Origin of the sequence: Actinoplanes sp. SE50/110, from assembly GCF_900119315.1 — a bacterium.
Taxonomy (GTDB): Bacteria; Actinomycetota; Actinomycetes; order Mycobacteriales; family Micromonosporaceae; genus Actinoplanes.
The window spans coordinates 16934-35904 of sequence record NZ_LT827010.1 but is presented as its reverse complement, the minus strand read 5'-3'; the positions used below and the strand labels follow the sequence as shown (position 1 = coordinate 35904).

Here is an 18971-nt window from a genome sequence, read left to right as displayed (position 1 = left end):
ATTTCGCTGCTTCGCTTCCTTAGACGGTCGCTGCTCTAGACAGGGGTGACGCCATGGCGGCGGCGGGAGAACGTGCGGTCCTTGCCACGGGCCGCCGAGAACCGCCGGATCAGCTCGGCCCGCAGGTCGCCGGGTTCCACCACGGCGTCCACCACGAGCTCGCTGGCCAGGCGCATGATGTCGATGTCGCGCTCGTACTCGGCGCGACGCTCGGCGACGAAGGCGGCCCGCTCGTCCGGGTCCTCGATCGCCGCGATCTTGTTGGCGTAGACCGCGTTCACCGCGGCCTCGGCGCCCATCACCGCGATCTTGGCGGTGGGCAGCGCGATGGTGGCGTCCGGCTCGAAACCGGGGCCGGCCATCGCGTACAGCCCGGCGCCGTAGGCCTTGCGCACCACCACGCAGATCTTCGGCACGGTGGCCTCGGAGATCGCGGTGATCATCTTGGCGCCGTGCCGGATGATGCCCTGTTTCTCCACGGCCGAGCCGACCATGAAGCCGGGCACGTCGGCGAGGAACAGCAGCGGGATGTTGAAGGCGTCGCAGAGCTGCACGAACCGGCTCGCCTTGTCGGCCGAGTCGACGAAGAGCACACCGCCCTTGAACATCGAGTTGTTGCCCAGGACGCCGATCACCTCGCCGTCGAGCCGGGCGAAGCCGACCGTCAGCTCGCGGGCCCACAGCGCCTGGATCTCGAAGAACGAGCCGTCGTCGACCAGACCCTTGACGTACCGCCGCATGTCGAACGCCTGCCGCTCGCTGGCCGGGACCAGCGCGCCGAGATCCGCCCCGGACGAATCCGTCGCGGACGCCGAAGGCGGACGCTGGGTCCAGTTCTGCGGCACATAGGACAGATAGCCGCGCACGACGTCGAGCGCGTCCTGCTCGGTCTTGCAGAGGAAGTGGCCGACACCGGACTCGGCGCAGTGCACCCGGGCGCCGCCCATCGCCTCGAGCGTCGTCTTCTCACCGGTGACCATCTCGACCATGCGGTCGGAGCCCAGATACATGCTGGCGTTGCCCTCGACCATGGCGACGACGTCGCAGAAGGCCGGAATGTACGCCCCGCCGGCGGCCGAGGGGCCGAACAGCGCGCAGATCTGCGGGATCGAGCCGGACGCCTTGACCTGGGTATGGAAGATCTTGCCGGCACCGCGCCGACCGGGGAAGAGGTCGACCTGGTCGGTGATCCGGGCGCCGGCCGAGTCGACCAGGTAGATCATCGGGACGCCGAGCTGGTAGGCCCGCTCGATGACGCGGACGATCTTCTCCACCGTGCGGGCGCCCCAGGAGCCGGCCTTGACCGTGGAGTCGTTGGCCATCACGCACACGTCGCGGCCGTCGATCCGGGCGGCTCCGGTGATCACACCATCGGCGGGCAGTCCCTCGGCCAGACTGTTGGCATAGAGCCCGTCCTCGACGAAGGAACCCTCGTCGACCAGGAGCGCGACCCGCTCGCGGACGAACAGCTTGCCCTTGCCCGCGTTGGCGGCGTGGTAGCGCTCGGCGCCGCCGGCCAGCACACGCTTGCGAACCTGCGCGAGCGCGTCGCCGTCCATGCGTTCCCCCTCGTTCAAGTTTCCTTAACGTTCGTTAGACTTAACGACCGTTAGGTTAGCTCAAACGAAGATCGCCGGCAACGCCGAACGGGAGCCCTCGCGGAAAGCGAGGACTCCCGTCGTGCTGCCGGCACGGTGGAGACGCGACCGGCGCGCGGTGGACGCCCGGGACGGCGCCCGGCCGCGTCAGCGCAGGCTGTCGAGCAGGTCCAGACCACCCAGGCTGCCGGTCAGGCCGCTGACCGAGGTGCTCTCGATGTTGTTGCGGCCACCGGTGGAGTCGCCGTACTTGTCCGGGCTGACGTCGCCGTAGCCCTTGTCACCCTTGGCGTTGCCGTTGTTGTCGTCCTTGACGTCGCCGTAGCCGGTGTCGGCCTTGTGGCCCTTGTGACCGTGACCCTTGTGGCCGCCCTTGTCGCCCTTGACGTCACCGCTGTTGTCGTCGTTGCTGTACCCGTTGTCGTCGTTGACCGCGGGAGCCTCGCCGCCACCGTTGTAGCCCTGGTCGCCGCGGACGTCACCGGTGTTGTCGTCGCCGCAGCCGCAGTTGCCCTGGCCCTGGTCACCCTGGACGGCGCCGTGGTGGCCGTGCCGGTGGCCCTTGACCCAGACCGGGCCGCTGTCGCCGATCCGGTTCACGCAGAACGCCTGCGAGTTCGCGGTGCCCAGCAGCGAGCCGAGCGAGTTGCCGCAGGCGTTGATCGGCGCGACGACCGGCGCGGCGAACTGGCTGCCGTTCAGGAAGCCGATGTTGCCGAAGCTGGACTGGCGGATGCCGTTGTCCCAGCCGCCGACCCGGTTCCCGCCGCCCCAGTTGTCGGCGCCGGCACCGCCGCCCCAGTTGTGGGCGCCGGCACCGCCGCCCCAGTTGTTGGCGCCGGCACCGCCCTGACGGACGCTGCGCCCGGTCGGCCCACCGATGAAGTTGGCGCAGGTGGCCTGGGCCGAGGAGACCCCGAACAGGCTGTCCGCGTTGCCGCACTGGTTGATCGGGATGGTGATCGGCACGGCGATCTGGGTGCCGTTCAGGAAGCCGACGTTGCCACCCGACTGCTGCGCGATGCCGTCGTTCCAGCCACCGCCGGCGACGTGCGCACCCTCGGTGACGTGGTTGACCCCGCTACCGCGCGCCGAGGAGACCCCGAACAGGCTGTCCGCGTTGCCGTTCTGGTTGATCGGCACGGTCACCGGCACGGCGATCTGGGTGCCGTTCAGGAAGCCGACGTTACCGCCCGACTGCTGCGCGATGCCGCTGCCACCGCGACGGGCCCGGGAGCCCTCGGCGATGTGGTTGACGCCGCCACCGTTGGCCGACGAGATCCCGCCCAGCGCGATCGCGTTGCCGTTCATGTTCACCGGGGCGGTGAGCGGAGCCGCGAACTGCGTGCCGTTCAGCGCGCCGAGGTTGGTCGACGAGAACTGGGTGATCCCGTCCTGGGCGGCCGACGGAGCGAAGCCGCCGTGGCTGTGCCCACCGGCCTGAGCCGCGGCCGGGGCCATCAGCAGAGCGCCGGCAGCCATGATCCCGACGCTCAGCGTCTTACGAACCCACGTCTTCTTCATGAGAAAAGTGATGCCTTTCAAAAAATGGTCGGCAAGGATTTCCGCATATTCAATTGGCTGGTTCCAGAACATTGTTCTCGGGGCGCAGCGGTGCCCTGGCTCGAATGTCGGTGGCCCTGACCCGCTCGTCGACGTGCGCCCGTCGCGGTGATGATCGGTGACAGCCGTCGTACGATTCGCCGCTTGTCCGCAAACGGTTCAGGAATCGTCGGCCGGATCCACGGCGGCCACCTTGAGCCGCCGGGCTCATCACGGGTCGAACTAGTCAGGTGAGACGGTCGGCGCCACGGCGTCGTTGCGCCGGGCGTCGACATCGGGCGCGACCGGGCAGCGGTGGCAGGCCACCGGGCCGTTCGCGGTCCCCGTCGGCAGAACGGCCGACGAGCCGTTCTCCGTGTTGCCACCCGAGCCACTGCTGGCCGGGATACCGCTGACCGCCCCGAGGTTCGTCCGCGCGGGCGCGGGTCCGTCGCCGCCGGGCATGTCCTGGCGGATCGCCTCCGGCGCAACCGGCCGGGCGGCCGGGGCATGCCGATGGACGCGTGACCGGGACAGGGCCGTGACCCGCCGGGCCGGTTTGTCGCCGGCCGGGGCACGGGTCACCCTGGTGCCCGCCCTCTTCACGAAGGTCGCCGGGGCCGGCTCGCCCACCGGGGCGAACGGGTGCGACAGGGCAGGCGGTGCCACGGAATCAGCCGCGGGGCCCTCGGTCGCCGGCTGCCGCTGCGCGTCCGCGGTACCGCTGCTGGAACGCAGCGGTGCGGCCGTCGTCGGCAGGGGTTCACCGTGGGGTTCCGGGTCGATCGCGGGCTCGTCGTGCGTCGCCGCCGGAAGCGACGTGACGATGTGGTGGTGGGTCTCCAGCGGCTGGACGGCCGCCTTCAGGAGATCGCCGACCGTGCGGTCCTGGTTCTCGTCGAGCCAGGCGGGTGCCGACTCGACATCCCCGTCGAGCACGGCCCCGAGCGGTTCACCGGGGCCCGCGACTTGCGCCACGGGCGCCGGCTCCTCGTTCAGCCCGGCGGGCTTCTCGGTCAGGCCCGCGGGGTTTTCGGTCAGGCCCGCGGCCTGCGCGACGGGCACCGGCTCGGCACCGGTACCCGCGGCGTGCGCGGCGGCGCCGGTGAGCAGCCAGGCCGCCCCGGCCAGGCCACCGACGACGAATGCACGCAGGACCCACCGGGAACCGGCACGTCCGGCGCGGCGCTCCGGCCGCCGCTCCGCCCCCTGGCTGTGGGGCGGCATGAGCGGGGAGCCGCCGGGGGTGACCGGCACGGAGCGGGACGCCGTGCGCGGCGTGCGCTCGACCCTCCAGCCCGCCATCGGATCCACCCCTCGTCGTCGGCCGCACCCTGACAATTCCGGATTTCCGGAACCGGCGATATCGGCCACTCGGTATTAGCAACGACGCGAGCGAGCGGAAAGTCACGCGAGCAAATCAGAAAAATGATCGCAGGAATCGGGCGGAAAAATCACACGAGACGGGTACGCGGGCCGGCTCGCAGAACGCCTGATGAAAGCGTACGGCCGACCAGGCGTTCGGCCAGTTCGGCGGCCTCGATCAACTTGTCGAGATCGATACCGGTATCGAGTCCCATGTCGTGCAGCATGTGCACCACCTCCTCGGTGGCCACGTTGCCGGAGGCGCCGGGCGCGTACGGGCAGCCGCCCAGGCCGCCGGCACTGGCGTCGAACTCGGTCACGCCCAGGTCCAGCGCGGTCACGATGTTGGCCAGGCCGGTGCCCCGGGTGTCGTGGAAGTGCAGCAGGTCCGGCCGCACCTCGGCGAGCAGGTCGCGGACCCGGCGCGGGGTGCCCATCCCGGTGGTGTCGCCGAACGCGATCCGGTCGGCGCCGTCACGCCGGACCCGCTCGACGATGCCGGCCACCCGCTCCGGGGGGATGTCACCCTCGTACGGGCAGCCGAAGCTCGTCGCGACGATCACCTCGAGGGTGGCACCGGCCGCGTGCACCAGCGGGATCAGTCCGGCGATGTCGTCCAGCGACTCCTCGGTGGACCGGTTGAGGTTGCGCCGGTTGTGGGTGTCGCTGGCCGACACCACCACCTCGATCTCACGGAACCCGGCGGCGATCGCGCGCTGGGCGCCCCGGGTGTTCGGGATCAGCGCGGAGTAGCGGACGTCCGGGTTGCGGGTGATCCGCGACCAGACCTCGTCGGCATCGGCCATCTGCGGGATCGCCTTCGGGTGCACGAACGAGACCGCCTCGATCCGGCCGACGCCGGTGTCGCTGAGCGCGTCGATCAGGGCGACCTTGCCGTCGGTGGGGACGGGCTCCTCGTTCTGCAGGCCGTCGCGGGGTGCCACCTCGCGGATGCTGATCGCGGGCATCACTTCACCCCCTTCATCCGGGCGACGATGCCGGTGTCGTAGTCCCCGGAGCGGAACTCGTCGTTCTCCAGCAGCTCGGCGAAGAACGGCAGGTTGTTCTTCGGCCCGGCGATCCGGAAGCCGGCCACCGCGTCCCGTGCCTTGGCCAGCGCTTCCTCGCGGTCGGCGCCGAAGACGATCAGCTTGGCGAGCAGCGAGTCGTAGAACGGGGTGACCGTGTTGCCCTCGGTGTACCCGGAGTCGACCCGGAAGCCCGCGGGCTCCTCCCAGGTGGTGATCGCGCCGGGGCCGGGCAGGAACCGCTTCGGGTCCTCGGCGTTGACCCGGAACTCGATCGCGTGACCCGACTGTCCGAACTGGTCGGACACGTCCTCGCCGCTGGCGATCCGTAGCTGCGCCTCGACCAGGTCGATGCCGTGGATCAGCTCGGTGATCGGGTGCTCGACCTGCAGCCGGGTGTTCATCTCCAGGAAGAAGAACTCGCCGGTGGCCGGGTCGAGCAGGCACTCGACGGTGCCCGCGTTGCGGTAGTTCACCACTTCGCCGGCCTTGACCGCAGCCTGCTTCATCCGTTCCCGCAGCTCCGGCGTGACCGCCGGGGACGGGGCCTCCTCGACGAGCTTCTGGTTGCGGCGCTGGACCGAGCACTCCCGCTCGGACAGCGCGACCACCCGGCCGTCGGCCAGGCCCAGAATCTGCACCTCGACGTGCCGCACCCGCGGGAAGTAGCGCTCCAGCAGCACCGAGCCGTCGCCGAACATCCGCTCGGCGAACGCCTGTACCTTGCCGAACTCGGTGCGCAGGGCGGCCTCGTCGGTGGCGACGCCCATGCCCATGCCGCCACCGCCGGCGGCGGCCTTGACCATCACCGGGTAGCCGATCGTCGCGGCCGCCGCCACGGCGTCGTCGACGCCGGCCACCGGCTCCGCGGTGCCCGGGGCGACCGGCACGCCGGCCGCGGCCATCAGGTTGCGGGCATTGATCTTGTCGCCCATCGCGGTGATCGCGTCGGCGCCGGGCCCGACCCAGATCAGACCGTTGGCCTCGACGGTACGGGCGAAATCGGCGTTCTCGCTGAGGAAGCCGTAACCGGGGTGCACGGCCTGTGCCCCGGTCTGCTTCGCGGCGGCCAGGATGGCGTCGGCGTTGCGGTAACTCTGCGCCGGGTTGGCCGGGCCGACGCAGACGGCCTCATCGGCCTCCCGTACGAACGGCAGGTCGGCGTCGGCTTCCGAGTGGACCGCGATGGTACGGATACCCAGGCGGTTCGCGGTGCGGATGATCCGGCGGGCGATCTCGCCGCGGTTGGCGACGAGCAGCGACTCGATCATGAGGCTCCTGTATGTCGGGGTGCCGGCCCGCCCTGTGGGGTGACCGGTGGTCCGTTTTGTTCTAGTCGCCGGTCACCGCGGGTCGCGCGGATTCCAGCAGCTCGTACCTTTTCAGCGGCCGGTCAGCGCGTGCATCGTGGCCTCGCGCAGCAGGTCGGCCCGGCGGCGGCGCTCCACCTCGCCGCCCAGGAACGGCGTCGAGTTCATCAGGCCGAACGCGGCGTGCGCCAGCACCCGGGCCTCAGAGGCCTCCAGCTCGGGCCGCAGCAGGGTGAGCACGCCGACCCACTCCTCCACGTACAGACGCTGCAACCGGCGGATCTGCCGGCGCGGCTCCTCCGGCAGGCGGTCCAGCTCGTGCAGGTGCAGGGCGATGACCGCCGGGTTGGCCAGCGCGAAGTCGACGTGGAAGTCGATCAGGTCGGCGAGCGCCGCCTCGGCCTCGGCCGGGTGCCGGGCGACCCGCTCACGGCCGCCCTCCAGCAGGCTCTCGCTGACCGGAATCAGTGCGGCGACCAGCATCGCCTCCTTGCCGGCGAAGTGGTGATACAACGCCGGGCCGGTGACGCCGGCCGCCGAACCGATGTCGTCCATCGACACGCCGTGATAGCCGCGGGCGGCGAACAGACCGACCGCGATCTCGAGGATTTCGTCGCGGCGTGACCGCCGCCGGGGCGCCGGCGGGGTCGTCCGGTGCCGCTGATCTACCGTCGTCACCTCGTCACTTTAACGCGTCGTCAAGTCCTTGCTTAACGGTCGTTCAGCCGATCGACGGCCGCCCGGGCCTCGGCGTACAACTCGGCGAACCGCTTCTCCTCGGGGAGCGACTCCATCAGAGCCAACGCCTCGGCCGGTCGCCCGGAGCGCAACAACGCCTCGGAAAGCATCCCAGTCACCCGGTCGGCGTCGTCCCGCGCGCCGATCGCCCGCAGCCGCTCGGGCGCGCCGTCCAGATGGGGCAGCGCCTCGGCCCACCGGCCCCGGCGCATCAGGAGATTGCCGACCTCGAAGGCGAAGATCGCGCGACCCCACTGGACGCCCGGCTGTTCGGCCAGTTCGGCGGGGAGTTCCTCGTACCGGCGGGTAACCAGGCCGATCAGCTCCTCGGCCTCGTCGACCTGATCGGCGTAGTTCAACGCCATCAGCCGCCGCCGCAGCACGCGCAGCTCGCCAGCCGGATCACCGGCCTCGCGCAGCGCCTCGGCCGCGGCCCGGAAGGTCAGCGCCGCCTCGGCGTCCCGGTCCAGCTTGTAGAGCACCATGCCGGCGTCCTCGCCGAGCTGGCCGCGCCCGGCCGGGTTGTCGGCCAGCACCTCGATCAGCTGGCGGTACAGCTCCAGCGCCCGACCGGTGTCGTCAAGATCACGATAAATGCCGGCCAGCATGTACCGCGTGTCGTTGAGCGGCTCCGGGAAGCCCAGTCGCTCGAACCCGAGCACCGCCTCCTCGGCCACCTCGGCGGCCTCCGGGAGCCGGCCGGCCGCCCGGTACGCCTGGGCCAGATCCTGCCGGGCGAAGACCCCCGGCTGCTCCAGGTCGTGCTCGGCACAGATCGCGACCGCCTCGACGAAGTCGTCGATCGCCTCCTCCGGCCGCTCCAGGGACATCAACGCGCGGCCGCGCAGCGCATGGCCGGCCAGCTCGGCGCCGGGCAACCCGGTGGTCAGCGACTCGGTCATCGCGGCGACCACCTCGGCCGGATCGTCGCTGACCTGCCCCACGATGGTGGCCGCCTCGGCGCTGGCCCGTGCCGGACCGTGTTCGCGATAGAAGGACCAGGCCTCGCGGGCCGCCGCCCCCGCCTCCTCGTGCCGGTGCGCGGCGCCGCGGTTCCGGGCGCGCACCAGCGCGTGGTACGCCACCCGGCGCGGCCGGCCCGACTCGGCCGCATACGCGTCGGCGCGGTCGCCGGCCTCGTTCGCCTCGTCCAGGCTGTCCGCCATGAAGTACATCGTGGACAGCCGCAGCCAGGCGTTCGCCCGGTCCCGGGCGGTGCCGTGCTCCTCCTGGTAGGCGACGTCGGACCGGACCAGCGCCACGTCGTCGGCCGGCTCGCCGCGCTCGGCCCGGGCCCGCTCGATCGCGATCCGGGCGCGCAGGGCGCTGACCCGGCTCCCGTCACCGGCCCGGGTGAAGGCGATGACGGCCTGCTCCCAGGCGGCGATGGTGCCGTCGTGGTCGTCATCGGGCAGGGCGACGCCGCGGAACGTCCAGAGCCGGCCGGCCGCCAGCGGGTCGATCGGGTCCGGGAAGCGCTTGGCGAACGCCTCCAGCACCGCGGCGAACTCGTCGTGCGCATCGTCGTCGAGGAACCGCTCGGCCAGGTCGAGCAGCTCGGTCTCGTCCAGGTCGGCCGGGATCTCGACCGGCTCCGGCGTCGCCTCCCGCAACGGCGCCACCGCCGCGGCCGGGGTCGGGGCCGGACGACGGGCGGTCGGGGCGAGCGGCAGGTCGACCCCGTAGGGTTCGGCGGTCATCGTCTCGGCCACCAGTCTGCCCTGGTGCCCGGTGCCGTTGCGGGCGTCGAACCGGGCGGCCAGCCCGGTCGCGTAGGTCTCCAGCTCGGCGGCCAGCGCCTCGGCGGTCACATCCGGCCGCCCGCTGCGCCGGATCAGCGTGTCGCCGTGGCCCCGCGCGGCGAGCCGGCGCAGCAGCGCCACCCCGGTCGCGGCGAAGTGCATCCCGGCGGACGGCGACGGCGCGCGGTCGAGCCAGTCGATGTGCCGCTGCAGGATCTCCAGGCCGCGGGCCTCGTTGCCGGTCCGCGCGCAGAACAGGATGTGGTCGCCGATGCCGGCCAGATCGGCCAGGTTGCCGCGCTCGACCAGGTAGGACCGGCGGTGCGCGTCCGCAGCGTCGGTCAGGTGGCCGGTCTGCAGATAGGACACCATCAGCTCGCTGAGGATGCTCTGCGGCTGCTCGTTGCAGTTCAGCTCGCCGGCCAGCACCGGCGCGGACAGCTCGACGGCCTCCGCGAACCGCTCCCGGGTGTTGAGGTGGATGACCATCGTGGTGGGGTCGCAGCCCGCGCAGTCGGAGAGCGCGTTGCGCGGCGCGGTCCGCCACTTCTCGAACCAGCCCTCCGCCTCCTCGGTCAGCCCGAGATGCCGGGCGACCAGGTAGCGGTGTTTGTATACCGGCTGCATGCCGTGCCCGGTCTCCCGGTAGCGGCGCTCCATGTCGTCGAGCACCGCGTACGTCCGGGCGAGCGGGATCTCCGGGAACCGGGTGAGCGCGCTGATCATCGTCTTGAACAGCCAGAGCAGGTTGTGCGTCCAGCGCTCGTGGTACGGCTGCGGGTTCTTGTCGAAGTCGGCCACGCACCAGGAGAAGGTGGCGAACGACTTCACCGACTCGCCGCCGTAGATGTACGCCGTGGTCGCGAACAGCCGGGTGTAGAAGGCCAGCGCCGGGTCACCGGCACCGTCGACGTGCCGCAGCACCTGCTCGACCAGGGCGATCTGGGCCGCACCGTACGGCAGATGGTGGGCCTCGTCGAGAACGTTCCACAGCTCTTCCGCGGTCTTCATCGGGTCCCCTCACCGGGGACGGCCCGGTCCAGCAGACCGAGGAACGAGGTGGTCAGCAGCGCGGCGTCGGCCGGCCGGATCGGGTGGTGGCCGAGCAGCAGCGCCTGACCGTAGAGCGACTCGACGGCCAGCGCGGCCAACTCCGCGTCGCCGAGCGCGGCGACCCGGCGGATCAGCGGGTTGCGGTGGTTGAGGACCAGCTGCGGCCGGTCGTTGGGCACCGTCGAGGAGAGCGCGTCGAGCACGCCGCCCCACAGGTCGTCGGCCTGATCCCGGCTGGCGGTGAACTCGTCGTGGAACGCGGCGGCCCGGCTGACCAGGTAGAGCGCCGGCAGAGTGACCGGGTCGAAAGCCCGGACCACCACCTCGCAGCCGAGTTTGTCCAGGCGGCGCTGGGCGGCCGACAGGAACGGACGCAGCCGCAGCTCACTCTCCGCGTCGACGGCCGTGAAGCGGGTGGTGAGGTCGGTCGGATCGAGGCGCTCGGCGCGAACCTCGGGATCGGTGGCGGCGAGACGCTCGATCAGATCCGCGTCGTACACATAACCGCCGTTGATCAGACCGACGTCCTGGGCGGCGGCGACGGCGGCGAGCTGCCGGAACTCGTCGGCGGTGGCCGCGTAGCGCAGCGCGCCGAAGCGGGCCCGGAACTCGGCCAGGGTCAGCTCGCCCATGTTGGTCTGCATCGGATACCACTGCTCGACCAGGCGCAGCATCTCGTCGTCGTGCAGGGCCAGCGCCTTCACCCCGAGGTGATGGATCTGCAGGAACTGACCCAACCGGCGCGGATCGGTCGCGGAGAGCCGGACCAGCCAGCCACGCAGCTGGTCGGCGATCGCCTCGCGGGTCTCGGCCAGCATGCCGTCGTCGTAGAGCGCCTCCCGGCTGGCGGTCGGCCGCAGCTCGGTGCTGTCCACCACGCAGCGCGCGAAGAACGCCCAGTCGGGCAGCAGCCCCTCGACGCTCTCCGAGAGCAGCATCCGCTTGAGGTAGACCCGGTGGCCGCCACGACTGGCCGGGTTCACCGGCGTGGGCAGCACGAACGCCGCGCCGGACAGGCCGGAGCCCGGCACGTTCAGGTCGATCACGTCGAAGGGACGAAAACCCAGGACGCTGTCCGCGTACGCGTTCCTCTCACCGGCCGGGAGCGCCCAGGGCACCGTGCCGGCGGTGACCCGGCGGCCGTCGACGGTCACCTCGACCGGCAGCAGCGAGCCGTAGAGCTCGGCCAGCTCGGTCACCGTCGCGCCGGTCAGGTAGTGCTCGGCGCCGCGCCGCGGCAGCAGGGTGACCGTGGTCCCCGGCTCGCGATCGTCGCCGGGCCGCACGTCGTAGCGCCCGTCGGAGTGACCCGTCCAGAGCACCGGGGCGGCGCCCTGGCGCCGGGTGTGCACCCGGATCTCGTCGGCGACCAGGAAGCAGGAGAGCAGCCCGATGCCGAACTGGCCGAGGAACTCGTGGCGGGCGAAGCCCAGCTCGTCGCGTTTCGAGCTGCGGCCGATGGTGGCCAGCAGCTCGTGCACCTGCGCCTCGGTGAGCCCGATGCCGTTGTCGGTGATCCGCAGGACGGGACCGGTGGTGATCTCGACCCGGCCGGCGTGGTCGGGGCCGACCGCGGTGATCGCATCGACCGCGTTCTGCAGCAGCTCACGGACGTAGACGCGGGGGCTCGCGTAGAGGTGATGGCTGAGCAGGTCGACGATGCCCCGTAGATCGACCTGGAACGTGTTGCTCACGGCGCGCACGGTACCGGTTCGGTACGACAAAACCGGGGTTATTTCGGAGCGGCGCGGTGCCGGGACCACGCCGCTCCGGCGGGTCAGCTCAGGCCACCCGGCTCGGTGCCCTTGGCGATCGGCGCGCGGACCAGGTTGCCCCACTCGGTCCACGAGCCGTCGTAGTTCCGCACCTGCGGATATCCCAGCAGGTGGTGCAGCACGAACCAGGTGTGGCTGGACCGCTCGCCGATCCGGCAGTACGCGATGATGTCGTCGCCCGACTCCAGGCCCAGCTCATCCTGGTAGATCTTGATCAGGTCGTCGTGCGACTTGAACGAGCCGTCGTCGTTGGCCGCGGACTTCCACGGCTTGCTGACCGCGCCCGGGATGTGCCCGCCGCGCAGCGCGCCCTCCTGCGGATACGCCGCCATGTGGGTCAGCTCGCCGGTGTACTCCTGCGGCGAACGCACGTCGACCAGCGGTCGCCCGCCGGCGATGTGGCCCATCACCTGGTCCCGGAAGGCCCGGATCGCCGCGTCGTTGCGCACCGGAACCGGGTAGCCGGCCCGCTCCCGGACCGTCTTGTCCCGGGTCACCGGACGCCCCTCGGCCACCCACTTCTGCCGGCCGCCGTCGAGTAGCCGCACGTCGCGATGTCCGAAAAGACTGAAGACCCAGAGGGCGTACGCCGCCCACCAGTTGAAGTTGTCGCCGTAGAACACGATCGTGTCGTCCCGGCCGATGCCTTTGGCCTCACACATCGCGGCGAACGCGGCCGGGTCGAGATAGTCCCGGGTGAGCTGGTCGTTGAGCTCCAGGTGCCAGTCGACCTTCACCGCGCCCGGGATGTGCCCGGTGTCGTAGAGCAGCACGTCCTCGTCCGACTCGACGACGACCAGGCCGGGCGTGTCCAGGTTCGCGGCGAGCCACTCGGTGGTGACCAGTTTGTCGGGATGCGCATAGGCCTGCAGCGCCTGCGCCGGATCGTTCGCAACGGACATGCCTGTCACGCTAGTCCTACTCAGTCGTTGATCGGGGCCAGCACGGGACGCTTCGCGGTCACCAGATCGCCCGACGAGCGACCGCGCAGATGCCGGCTCACCCACGGCGCCAGGTGCTCGCGGGCCCAGCGCAGGTCGGCGCTCACCGCCAACCGCCACGGCGTGGGCTGCGGAGCCGGCGGCACCAGCATCCACTCCTCCTCGACACCGACGCCGAGTGCGGTCAGCACGTGCCCGGCGACCCGCCGGTGACCGGCGGCGGACAGGTGCAGGCGGTCGTCGCTCCACATGTCGCGGTGCAGGTAGGCGTGGTCGGCGAAGAGGTCGACCAGGTGGGCACCGTGCCGTTCGGCGATCTCCCGGAAACCGTCGTTGAGGACGGCCGCGCGGCTGCCGATCATCCGCTGCCCGCCCGGGATGTGCACGGCCACGTCGGCGAACCGGAACATGATCACGTCGGCGCCGGTGGCCCGGATCCGGGCGATCACCGGATCGATCCGTTCGACCAGGGTGTGCGGATCGACCCGGGGCCGCAGGATGTCGTTGCCACCGGCCGCGAAACTCACCAGGCCGGGCCGCATCGCCAGGGCCGGCTCGAGCTGCTCGGCGATCACCTGGTCCAGCAGCCGGCCGCGGATCGCCAGGTTGGCATAGCCGAAGTCGGGGCCTGAGTCGACCGCGAGCCGGGTGGCCACCAGATCGGCCCAGCCCCGGTAGGTGCCGTCCGGATACTCGTCGCACATGCCCTCGGTGAAGCTGTCACCCATCGCCACGAAGCTGCGCCAGGCCATCACGTCCCCCTAACGTCTGCTCAGCTTTTGTTGCTCGATCAGCTTTCCACCCGATGCACGCACGCGGAACGTGACGATGGCGACACCTAGATAAGGACGTGATTTAGTCGTACGTGGTCTCTAGTCTCGGTGATCACACCGGTGCCGACGGTGATACCACCGGGGACACTGGGGTTGTCGAGACGAATGAGGGGCCGGAGGGCAGAGGCATGGCCAGGCGGATAGCGGACGTGATGACCCGTCGAGTGGTGTACCTGCCCGCCGACACCCCCCTCGACGAGGCCGCGCAGGCCATGCGGGATCAGGGCATCGGCGACGTGGTGGTGACCCAGGGGCCGGCCGTGTCCGGCATCGTCACCGACCGGGACATCGTGGTGCGTGCCGTGGCCGAGGGCCTGGCGCCGGCGAAGACCACGCTCGGTGCGATCGCCACCCGGGAGCTGATCATGATCGAGGAGAGCGCGACGGTGGAGGAGGCGGTGCAGGCGATGCGGTCCCGTGCCGTGCGCCGCCTGGTCGTCTGCGATGCCGAGCGCAATGCGGTCGGGCTGCTCAGCCTCAGCGACATCGCCCTGCTGCCGCTGCCCTCCGCCGCCTGACCCGGCCCCACCCGGCTCGCCCGGTACACGCATGGCCCGCCCGGCCCGCCGGGTCCCCCGCCCGGCGCCGTTACGCCCGCCGCCGGCGCCGCGGTCCGTCGGCGCCGGACTAAGTTGGTCTTGTGACTGACATGCCGCCGAAGCTGGCCGAGATCGTCGAGGAGTTCGCCTCCGCGCCCCGCGAGGTGGTCCTGGAGATGCTGCTGGAGTTCTCCGACGCGGTGCCGCCCCTGCCGGCCGATCTGGTCGGGCACGAGGGCATGGAGCAGGTCCCGGAGTGCCAGACCCAGTTCTTCCTCAAGGCCACCGTTCAGCCGGACACCACGGTGACCACGTGGTTCGACTGCCCACCGGAGGCGCCCACCACCCGCGCGTTCGCCGGGATCCTGGCCGAGGGACTGGCCGGCGCGTCCGCCACCGAGATCCTGGCCGTGCCGGACGACCTCTACGCCCGGATGGGCCTGGCCCAGGCGATCAGTCCGCTGCGGATCCGCGGCGGCACGGCGATCCTGGCCCGGCTCAAGCGCCAGATCACCGAACAGCTTCCGTAAGCTCTTCTGAAACGGAGAAGTGTGGACATCCAGGTCTGGTCCGACGTCGTCTGCCCGTGGTGCTACATCGGCAAGCGCCGCTTGGAGAACGCGCTGGCCGATTTCGGCGAGTCGGTCACCGTCACCTATCGGGCCTACCAGCTGGACGCCTCCCCGGTCCCCCAGCCACTGCCGATCAAGCAGGCGATGGCCTCGAAATTCGGTGACGCGGACCGGGCCGAGCAGATGTTCGCCCACGTCACGGAAATCGGCGCGAGCGAGGGACTGACTCTGGACTTCGACCGGGTGGTCGCCGCCAACACCTTCGCGGCACACCGGCTGATCGCCTGGGCGGCCGGGCATGGCCGGCAGGCAGAGGTGCTGGACGCGCTGCAGCGGGCCTACTTCACCCACGGGGCCGACATCGGGTCACTGCCCGTGCTGGCGAAGATCGCCGCCTCGGCCGGCCTGGACGGGGCGGCGGCCCTGGGCTACCTGACCTCGGAGGCCGGCACGGCGGCCGTCACCACCGACCTGGCCGCGGCACGGGAGCTGGGCATCACGAGCGTTCCCACGTTCGTCGTCGACGGCAAGTACGCCATCCAGGGTGCCCAGGAATCCGCCACCCTGCTGTCCGCCCTGGCCGAGATCACCCGTCGCGAAGCCGTCGAAGCCGGTCAATAGCGTTTCACGTGGAACGACATTGATGGAAGTCCACGTCTGGCCATCGATGTCGGCCGGGACTCGGGGGCCGCTAGCCGGCCTCTTTGGCGAGCCCCTCGATCACCCGGGCGCCGGGTAGCGCGCCGAGGACCGGACCGGCCACGGCGATCTTGCTGTGCCGCACCCCGGACCCGATGATCACGTGCGGCGTGGCGACCACGCGGGAGTCGACCAGGATCGGCCAGTCGTCGGGGAGCCCGATCGGGGTGATCCCGCCATATTCCATCCCGGTCAGCGACACCGCCTCGTCCATCGGCGCAAAGCTGCACTTGCGCACGTCGAGCAGCCGCCGCACGGTCCCGTTCACATCGGCCCGGGTGGTGGCCAGAACGACACAGGCCGCATACCTCACCGTCTCCCCGCGGCGCCCGGCCACGATCACACAGTTCGCCGACTCACCGAGCGGGATCCCGTAGGCCTCGCAGAACGCGGCGGTATCCGCCAGCCCCGGATCGATCGACGCCACCAGCACCTGATCGACATCGACCGGCGCGTCCTCCGGCCACACCGAAAGCGCTTTGGCCACCGGCCCGGCCAGCAGATCAAGACGAGACTGTGCGGATTCGGTCTGCAGGCTCCCCATCACGCCGCCATCATTACCCCGACCCGTCCCCGCCATCCACACCGCCACCACATTCCACCGCTCGGGCCCGGTTTCGAGAGCCGTCTCCTCCGCATCGACGGGCGGCTCAGGTCTCGGCGGATCATGCCGAATGTCTGAGATCGTGGAGGAGGCGAACGCAGCGGAACGCCGCAAGGCTCGTATCGGCACGGTCAGCGGGCTCGCGCTGCTGACCGGCACCACCGCGATGGCAGCGGTCGGCGGTGGCCATCACTCGTTCCCGGCCACCGCTCTCCTCGCCCTGCTGGCTCTCGGCATGGCCCACTCGTTCACGGTGGAGATCCAGCGCCAGGCGCATCGCCGCACCGGCCGCTGGGGCCGGCCCGACACGGTCAACACCGCCCTGCTGTCCGGCTGGGCCGTCGCCTCACTGACCGTCGCCGTGCTCCCCTACCCGCCGACCGCGATGCGTGTCATGGGCCTGCTGCTGACCACCAGCTACGTCGCCGCCTGCGCCTATTTCGTAGCCGAACGCCACCGCGCGACAGCCGCCCGCCGCTCCACGCCCCCGGCACCGCACCCCCGCGAGGACACCGCGATCGAGGCCGCCCACAGCCTTGCCACCGCCACGCTCCAGCCCGGTGAGAACACCGCGATCGAGGCCGCCCGCACCTTGGCCACCCCAACGCCGCACCCGAGCGAGAACACCAGGCGGGAGACGGCCCGCATGTCGCTGGAAGCCGCGCCTTGAACCCGCACCGGGCCGGTCGAAGATGGCGTCCCGGTCTTCGTGCCTCCGCTGCGGCACCAATCCACGCCTACCGCCGCCGGCTGGCGGCTACTGACCGCTGCTGGCTGGTGGCGGTAATCCGCAACGGGTAGCCGGTGATCCGTAGCCGGAGACCGGTGATCCGTGCGGAGGCTGGTAGCCCGTGCGGGAGGCCCGGTGGGCCGGTCAGGCGATGCTGTCGCCGGCCGGTTGGCGGCCGGTGGAGGCCATTGTCGGCAGGACCACCATCAGGGGCGGCACCGCCACCCCGTTCGTTTCGATCGGTAGTTCCGGCACCGGCAGCCAGTCCAGGCCGAGCGGCTCGGGACCGCTGCCGTCGTCGGGACTGACCCGGGGCTCGCCGTCGGCCACCGACACCGCGAACACCGATGTCATGCCCGACGGATACGGCATCTCCAACACATACCGCAGGTCGCTGACCACCAGGCCGGTCTCCTCGAAGACCTCGCGCCGCACGGCCTCCTCGGGGGTCTCACCGGGCTCTACCCCGCCGCCCGGCAGAGTCCACCACTCGCCGCCACCGGTGCGCCGGCTGCGCTCGTGGACCATCAGCACCCGGCCGTCCCGCACGATCACGGCGGCGGCCCGTCTTCGTTCGCTCACGAGTACGCAGGCTAACCGTCGGAAACCGCGAGCGCAGGAATCGATCGCTCCTCTGTGGATATCCGACAGCGGCAGAACGGGCAAATACGGAACTACGCCTTCGGAACGGTGACCAGCAGATACCGTTTCTGCTCCAGCAACGCCCCGGTCAGCCGGATCCCGGCACGTTTCTCGACGAGCCTGATCGCCTCCTCGGTGTGATCGGTCACGTCGGTGCCCACCACCCCGTCCCGATAGGTCCGGACCCGCCCCCGCCCGGCCCTGTCGCATCGGCAGACCACCACGTCGGTACCGGCGGCGAGCCGCCCGGCGATCGCCGGGTCCATCCCGAGGCCGCCGTCGAAGTCACCATCCTGGAGGATCAGCGTCCAGTGGCTCAGGCGGGCCATGCCGACGAAGTACCGCCGCCCGGCCGCCTCGCCGTCCCCCGGTCCGACCAGCTGGCGCCAGTAGACCATCTCGTGGGCCTTCCCGCCGACCGTGCGCACCACCTGAACGGGCTTCCTGCCGCGCACCAGGGTCAGGCAGAAACCACGCCCCAGCGGCCCGTCCGCTGCCGCCCAGAGGTGTCCCTGGTCGCCGCTCACGGGCTGGAGCGCCATCGTCGACTTCCCGCATCCGGCCGACAGCATCAGCGCCGTCGCCGCCAAGAGAGCCCGCCGTCTCACCGCGCCAGTAGATCACTTCGACGCCCCGAAATCCGGCCACTTCGCGAGCCGCCCCACCGCCGCAGCCAGCGGAAAGCCGCCCACGGGCCGCCACTGCCCGTACCAGATCGTCGCGAAGAACCACCCGCGGACCGCAACAATCCCGCAATATCCATCGACCAGGAAAGCGCGACCTCACGAATGTGGCGCCGTCGAAGGGGGCGCCTTCCGGCTCACCTTGACGCCGATTGCCGGGCCCGAAAACCTTCGGCCGGATCGGCCGCGCGCGCGGCCACCAGACAGGTGGCGGCGACCGCCACCTCGATCGCCGCTGCGGCACAGGCCGTGGCGAACGGCAGGCCGGCGTCGCTGGTGCACACGTCGAACCAGGCGTCGGCGCACATCAGCGTGGCGGTCGCGACGGCGGCCGGGGTGACCCGCCGGTCACGACGGCGGGCCAGCCAGCTGGTCGACGCGAGGCCCGCGATGATCGCGACGTCCAGGCCGGCCCAGACGATGTTCCAGTGCCGGGCCGTGGCGGTGCGCGGCAGGAGGGTGGCGAGGCCGATGGTCCAGGGCACGAGCGCCGCCGCGGCCACCGCCGGTACGACCGGCAACGAGATTCGATCCATGCCGTCCAGCGTGTCGGCCGTCGCGGCCGGTGTCGTTGGCG

General features: G+C 71.1%; 18 protein-coding genes. 4 read left to right on the top strand and 14 right to left on the bottom strand.

Annotated elements, in window-relative coordinates:
- Positions 1 to 35: 35 nt before the first annotated feature.
- The 10 genes from ACSP50_RS00165 to ACSP50_RS00120 all read right to left on the bottom strand — a co-directional run bounded on the left by ACSP50_RS00165 (position 36) and on the right by ACSP50_RS00120 (position 13844).
- Complete coding sequence (locus ACSP50_RS00165) at positions 36 to 1559, bottom strand: acyl-CoA carboxylase subunit beta (RefSeq protein WP_014687127.1); 1524 nt, start codon at positions 1557 to 1559, stop codon at positions 36 to 38.
- A 186-nt stretch (positions 1560 to 1745) separates the two neighbouring features.
- The gene (locus ACSP50_RS00160) at positions 1746 to 3122 is read right to left on the bottom strand and encodes a hypothetical protein (RefSeq protein ID WP_043510553.1); all 1377 of its coding nucleotides are present in this window, start codon (positions 3120 to 3122) and stop codon (positions 1746 to 1748) included.
- Positions 3123 to 3383: 261 nt separating this feature from the next.
- Complete coding sequence (locus ACSP50_RS00155; protein WP_014687125.1) at positions 3384 to 4445, bottom strand: hypothetical protein; 1062 nt, start codon at positions 4443 to 4445, stop codon at positions 3384 to 3386.
- 149 nt (positions 4446 to 4594) lie between these two features.
- A complete protein-coding gene (locus tag ACSP50_RS00150; protein ID WP_014687124.1) occupies positions 4595 to 5473 on the bottom strand; it encodes a hydroxymethylglutaryl-CoA lyase in 879 nt (292 codons plus the stop codon).
- The gene (locus tag ACSP50_RS00145) at positions 5473 to 6804 is read right to left on the bottom strand and encodes an acetyl/propionyl/methylcrotonyl-CoA carboxylase subunit alpha (protein WP_014687123.1); all 1332 of its coding nucleotides are present in this window, start codon (positions 6802 to 6804) and stop codon (positions 5473 to 5475) included. Before ACSP50_RS00145 ends, ACSP50_RS00150 begins: the two co-directional genes overlap by 1 nt.
- 111 nt (positions 6805 to 6915) lie before the next feature.
- Positions 6916 to 7521, bottom strand: coding sequence for a TetR/AcrR family transcriptional regulator (locus ACSP50_RS00140; RefSeq protein ID WP_014687122.1), 606 nt, complete (start codon positions 7519 to 7521; stop codon positions 6916 to 6918).
- A gap of 32 nt (positions 7522 to 7553) precedes the next feature.
- Entirely contained in the window at positions 7554 to 10334 is a 2781-nt protein-coding gene (locus tag ACSP50_RS00135) for a tetratricopeptide repeat protein (protein WP_014687121.1), read from the bottom strand.
- Positions 10331 to 12070 (bottom strand): HSP90 family protein, encoded by a 1740-nt coding sequence (locus ACSP50_RS00130; protein ID WP_043513234.1) that lies wholly within the window; start codon positions 12068 to 12070, stop codon positions 10331 to 10333. Before ACSP50_RS00130 ends, ACSP50_RS00135 begins: the two co-directional genes overlap by 4 nt.
- 83 nt (positions 12071 to 12153) lie before the next feature.
- Positions 12154 to 13053 carry a sulfurtransferase gene (locus ACSP50_RS00125; protein WP_043510547.1) on the bottom strand — a complete coding sequence of 300 codons (900 nt, stop codon included), beginning with the start codon at positions 13051 to 13053 and terminating at the stop codon, positions 12154 to 12156.
- Between the two features lie 20 nt (positions 13054 to 13073).
- Positions 13074 to 13844 (bottom strand): SGNH/GDSL hydrolase family protein, encoded by a 771-nt coding sequence (locus ACSP50_RS00120; protein ID WP_014687118.1) that lies wholly within the window; start codon positions 13842 to 13844, stop codon positions 13074 to 13076.
- A 209-nt stretch (positions 13845 to 14053) separates the two neighbouring features.
- Between ACSP50_RS00120 and ACSP50_RS00115 the strand changes: the two genes are divergently transcribed.
- The 3 genes from ACSP50_RS00115 (at position 14054) to ACSP50_RS00105 (ending at position 15657) form a co-directional block, all read left to right on the top strand.
- Positions 14054 to 14443, top strand: a complete 390-nt coding sequence (locus tag ACSP50_RS00115) for a CBS domain-containing protein (RefSeq protein ID WP_014687117.1) — start codon at positions 14054 to 14056, stop codon at positions 14441 to 14443.
- A 122-nt stretch (positions 14444 to 14565) separates the two neighbouring features.
- A complete protein-coding gene (locus tag ACSP50_RS00110; RefSeq protein WP_043510546.1) occupies positions 14566 to 14994 on the top strand; it encodes a SufE family protein in 429 nt (142 codons plus the stop codon).
- A 21-nt stretch (positions 14995 to 15015) separates the two neighbouring features.
- Positions 15016 to 15657: a DsbA family protein gene (locus ACSP50_RS00105; protein ID WP_014687115.1), complete on the top strand. Its 642-nt coding sequence runs from the start codon at positions 15016 to 15018 to the stop codon at positions 15655 to 15657.
- A 70-nt stretch (positions 15658 to 15727) separates the two neighbouring features.
- On the opposite strand, the gene ACSP50_RS00100 is transcribed toward ACSP50_RS00105, so the two are convergent.
- Positions 15728 to 16279, bottom strand: a complete 552-nt coding sequence (locus tag ACSP50_RS00100; protein WP_014687114.1) for a YbaK/EbsC family protein — start codon at positions 16277 to 16279, stop codon at positions 15728 to 15730.
- Positions 16280 to 16409: 130 nt separating this feature from the next.
- Between ACSP50_RS00100 and ACSP50_RS00095 the strand changes: the two genes are divergently transcribed.
- Entirely contained in the window at positions 16410 to 17009 is a 600-nt protein-coding gene (locus ACSP50_RS00095) for a hypothetical protein (protein WP_014687113.1), read from the top strand.
- A 204-nt stretch (positions 17010 to 17213) separates the two neighbouring features.
- Here the strand turns inward: ACSP50_RS00095 and ACSP50_RS00090 are convergent, their stop codons facing one another.
- The 3 genes from ACSP50_RS00090 to ACSP50_RS00080 form a co-directional block, all read right to left on the bottom strand.
- Positions 17214 to 17651 (bottom strand): NUDIX domain-containing protein, encoded by a 438-nt coding sequence (locus ACSP50_RS00090; RefSeq protein WP_052311462.1) that lies wholly within the window; start codon positions 17649 to 17651, stop codon positions 17214 to 17216.
- Positions 17652 to 17743: 92 nt separating this feature from the next.
- Positions 17744 to 18253 carry a DUF6461 domain-containing protein gene (locus ACSP50_RS00085; RefSeq protein ID WP_014687111.1) on the bottom strand — a complete coding sequence of 170 codons (510 nt, stop codon included), beginning with the start codon at positions 18251 to 18253 and terminating at the stop codon, positions 17744 to 17746.
- Positions 18254 to 18531: 278 nt separating this feature from the next.
- Complete coding sequence (locus ACSP50_RS00080) at positions 18532 to 18930, bottom strand: hypothetical protein (protein WP_155123415.1); 399 nt, start codon at positions 18928 to 18930, stop codon at positions 18532 to 18534.
- Positions 18931 to 18971: the final 41 nt, after the last annotated feature.

Coding starts and splice junctions, on each gene's coding strand:
- ACSP50_RS00165 (WP_014687127.1), bottom strand. CDS start 1,559: ATGGACGGCGACGCGCTCGCGCAGGTTCGCAAGCGTGTGCTGGCCGGC.
- ACSP50_RS00160 (WP_043510553.1), bottom strand. CDS start 3,122: ATGAAGAAGACGTGGGTTCGTAAGACGCTGAGCGTCGGGATCATGGCT.
- ACSP50_RS00155 (WP_014687125.1), bottom strand. CDS start 4,445: ATGGCGGGCTGGAGGGTCGAGCGCACGCCGCGCACGGCGTCCCGCTCC.
- ACSP50_RS00150 (WP_014687124.1), bottom strand. CDS start 5,473: ATGCCCGCGATCAGCATCCGCGAGGTGGCACCCCGCGACGGCCTGCAG.
- ACSP50_RS00145 (WP_014687123.1), bottom strand. CDS start 6,804: ATGATCGAGTCGCTGCTCGTCGCCAACCGCGGCGAGATCGCCCGCCGG.
- ACSP50_RS00135 (WP_014687121.1), bottom strand. CDS start 10,334: ATGAAGACCGCGGAAGAGCTGTGGAACGTTCTCGACGAGGCCCACCAT.
- ACSP50_RS00125 (WP_043510547.1), bottom strand. CDS start 13,053: ATGTCCGTTGCGAACGATCCGGCGCAGGCGCTGCAGGCCTATGCGCAT.
- ACSP50_RS00120 (WP_014687118.1), bottom strand. CDS start 13,844: ATGGCCTGGCGCAGCTTCGTGGCGATGGGTGACAGCTTCACCGAGGGC.
- ACSP50_RS00115 (WP_014687117.1), top strand. CDS start 14,054: ATGGCCAGGCGGATAGCGGACGTGATGACCCGTCGAGTGGTGTACCTG.
- ACSP50_RS00100 (WP_014687114.1), bottom strand. CDS start 16,279: ATGGGGAGCCTGCAGACCGAATCCGCACAGTCTCGTCTTGATCTGCTG.
- ACSP50_RS00095 (WP_014687113.1), top strand. CDS start 16,410: ATGTCTGAGATCGTGGAGGAGGCGAACGCAGCGGAACGCCGCAAGGCT.
- ACSP50_RS00085 (WP_014687111.1), bottom strand. CDS start 18,253: ATGGCGCTCCAGCCCGTGAGCGGCGACCAGGGACACCTCTGGGCGGCA.
- ACSP50_RS00080 (WP_155123415.1), bottom strand. CDS start 18,930: ATGGATCGAATCTCGTTGCCGGTCGTACCGGCGGTGGCCGCGGCGGCG.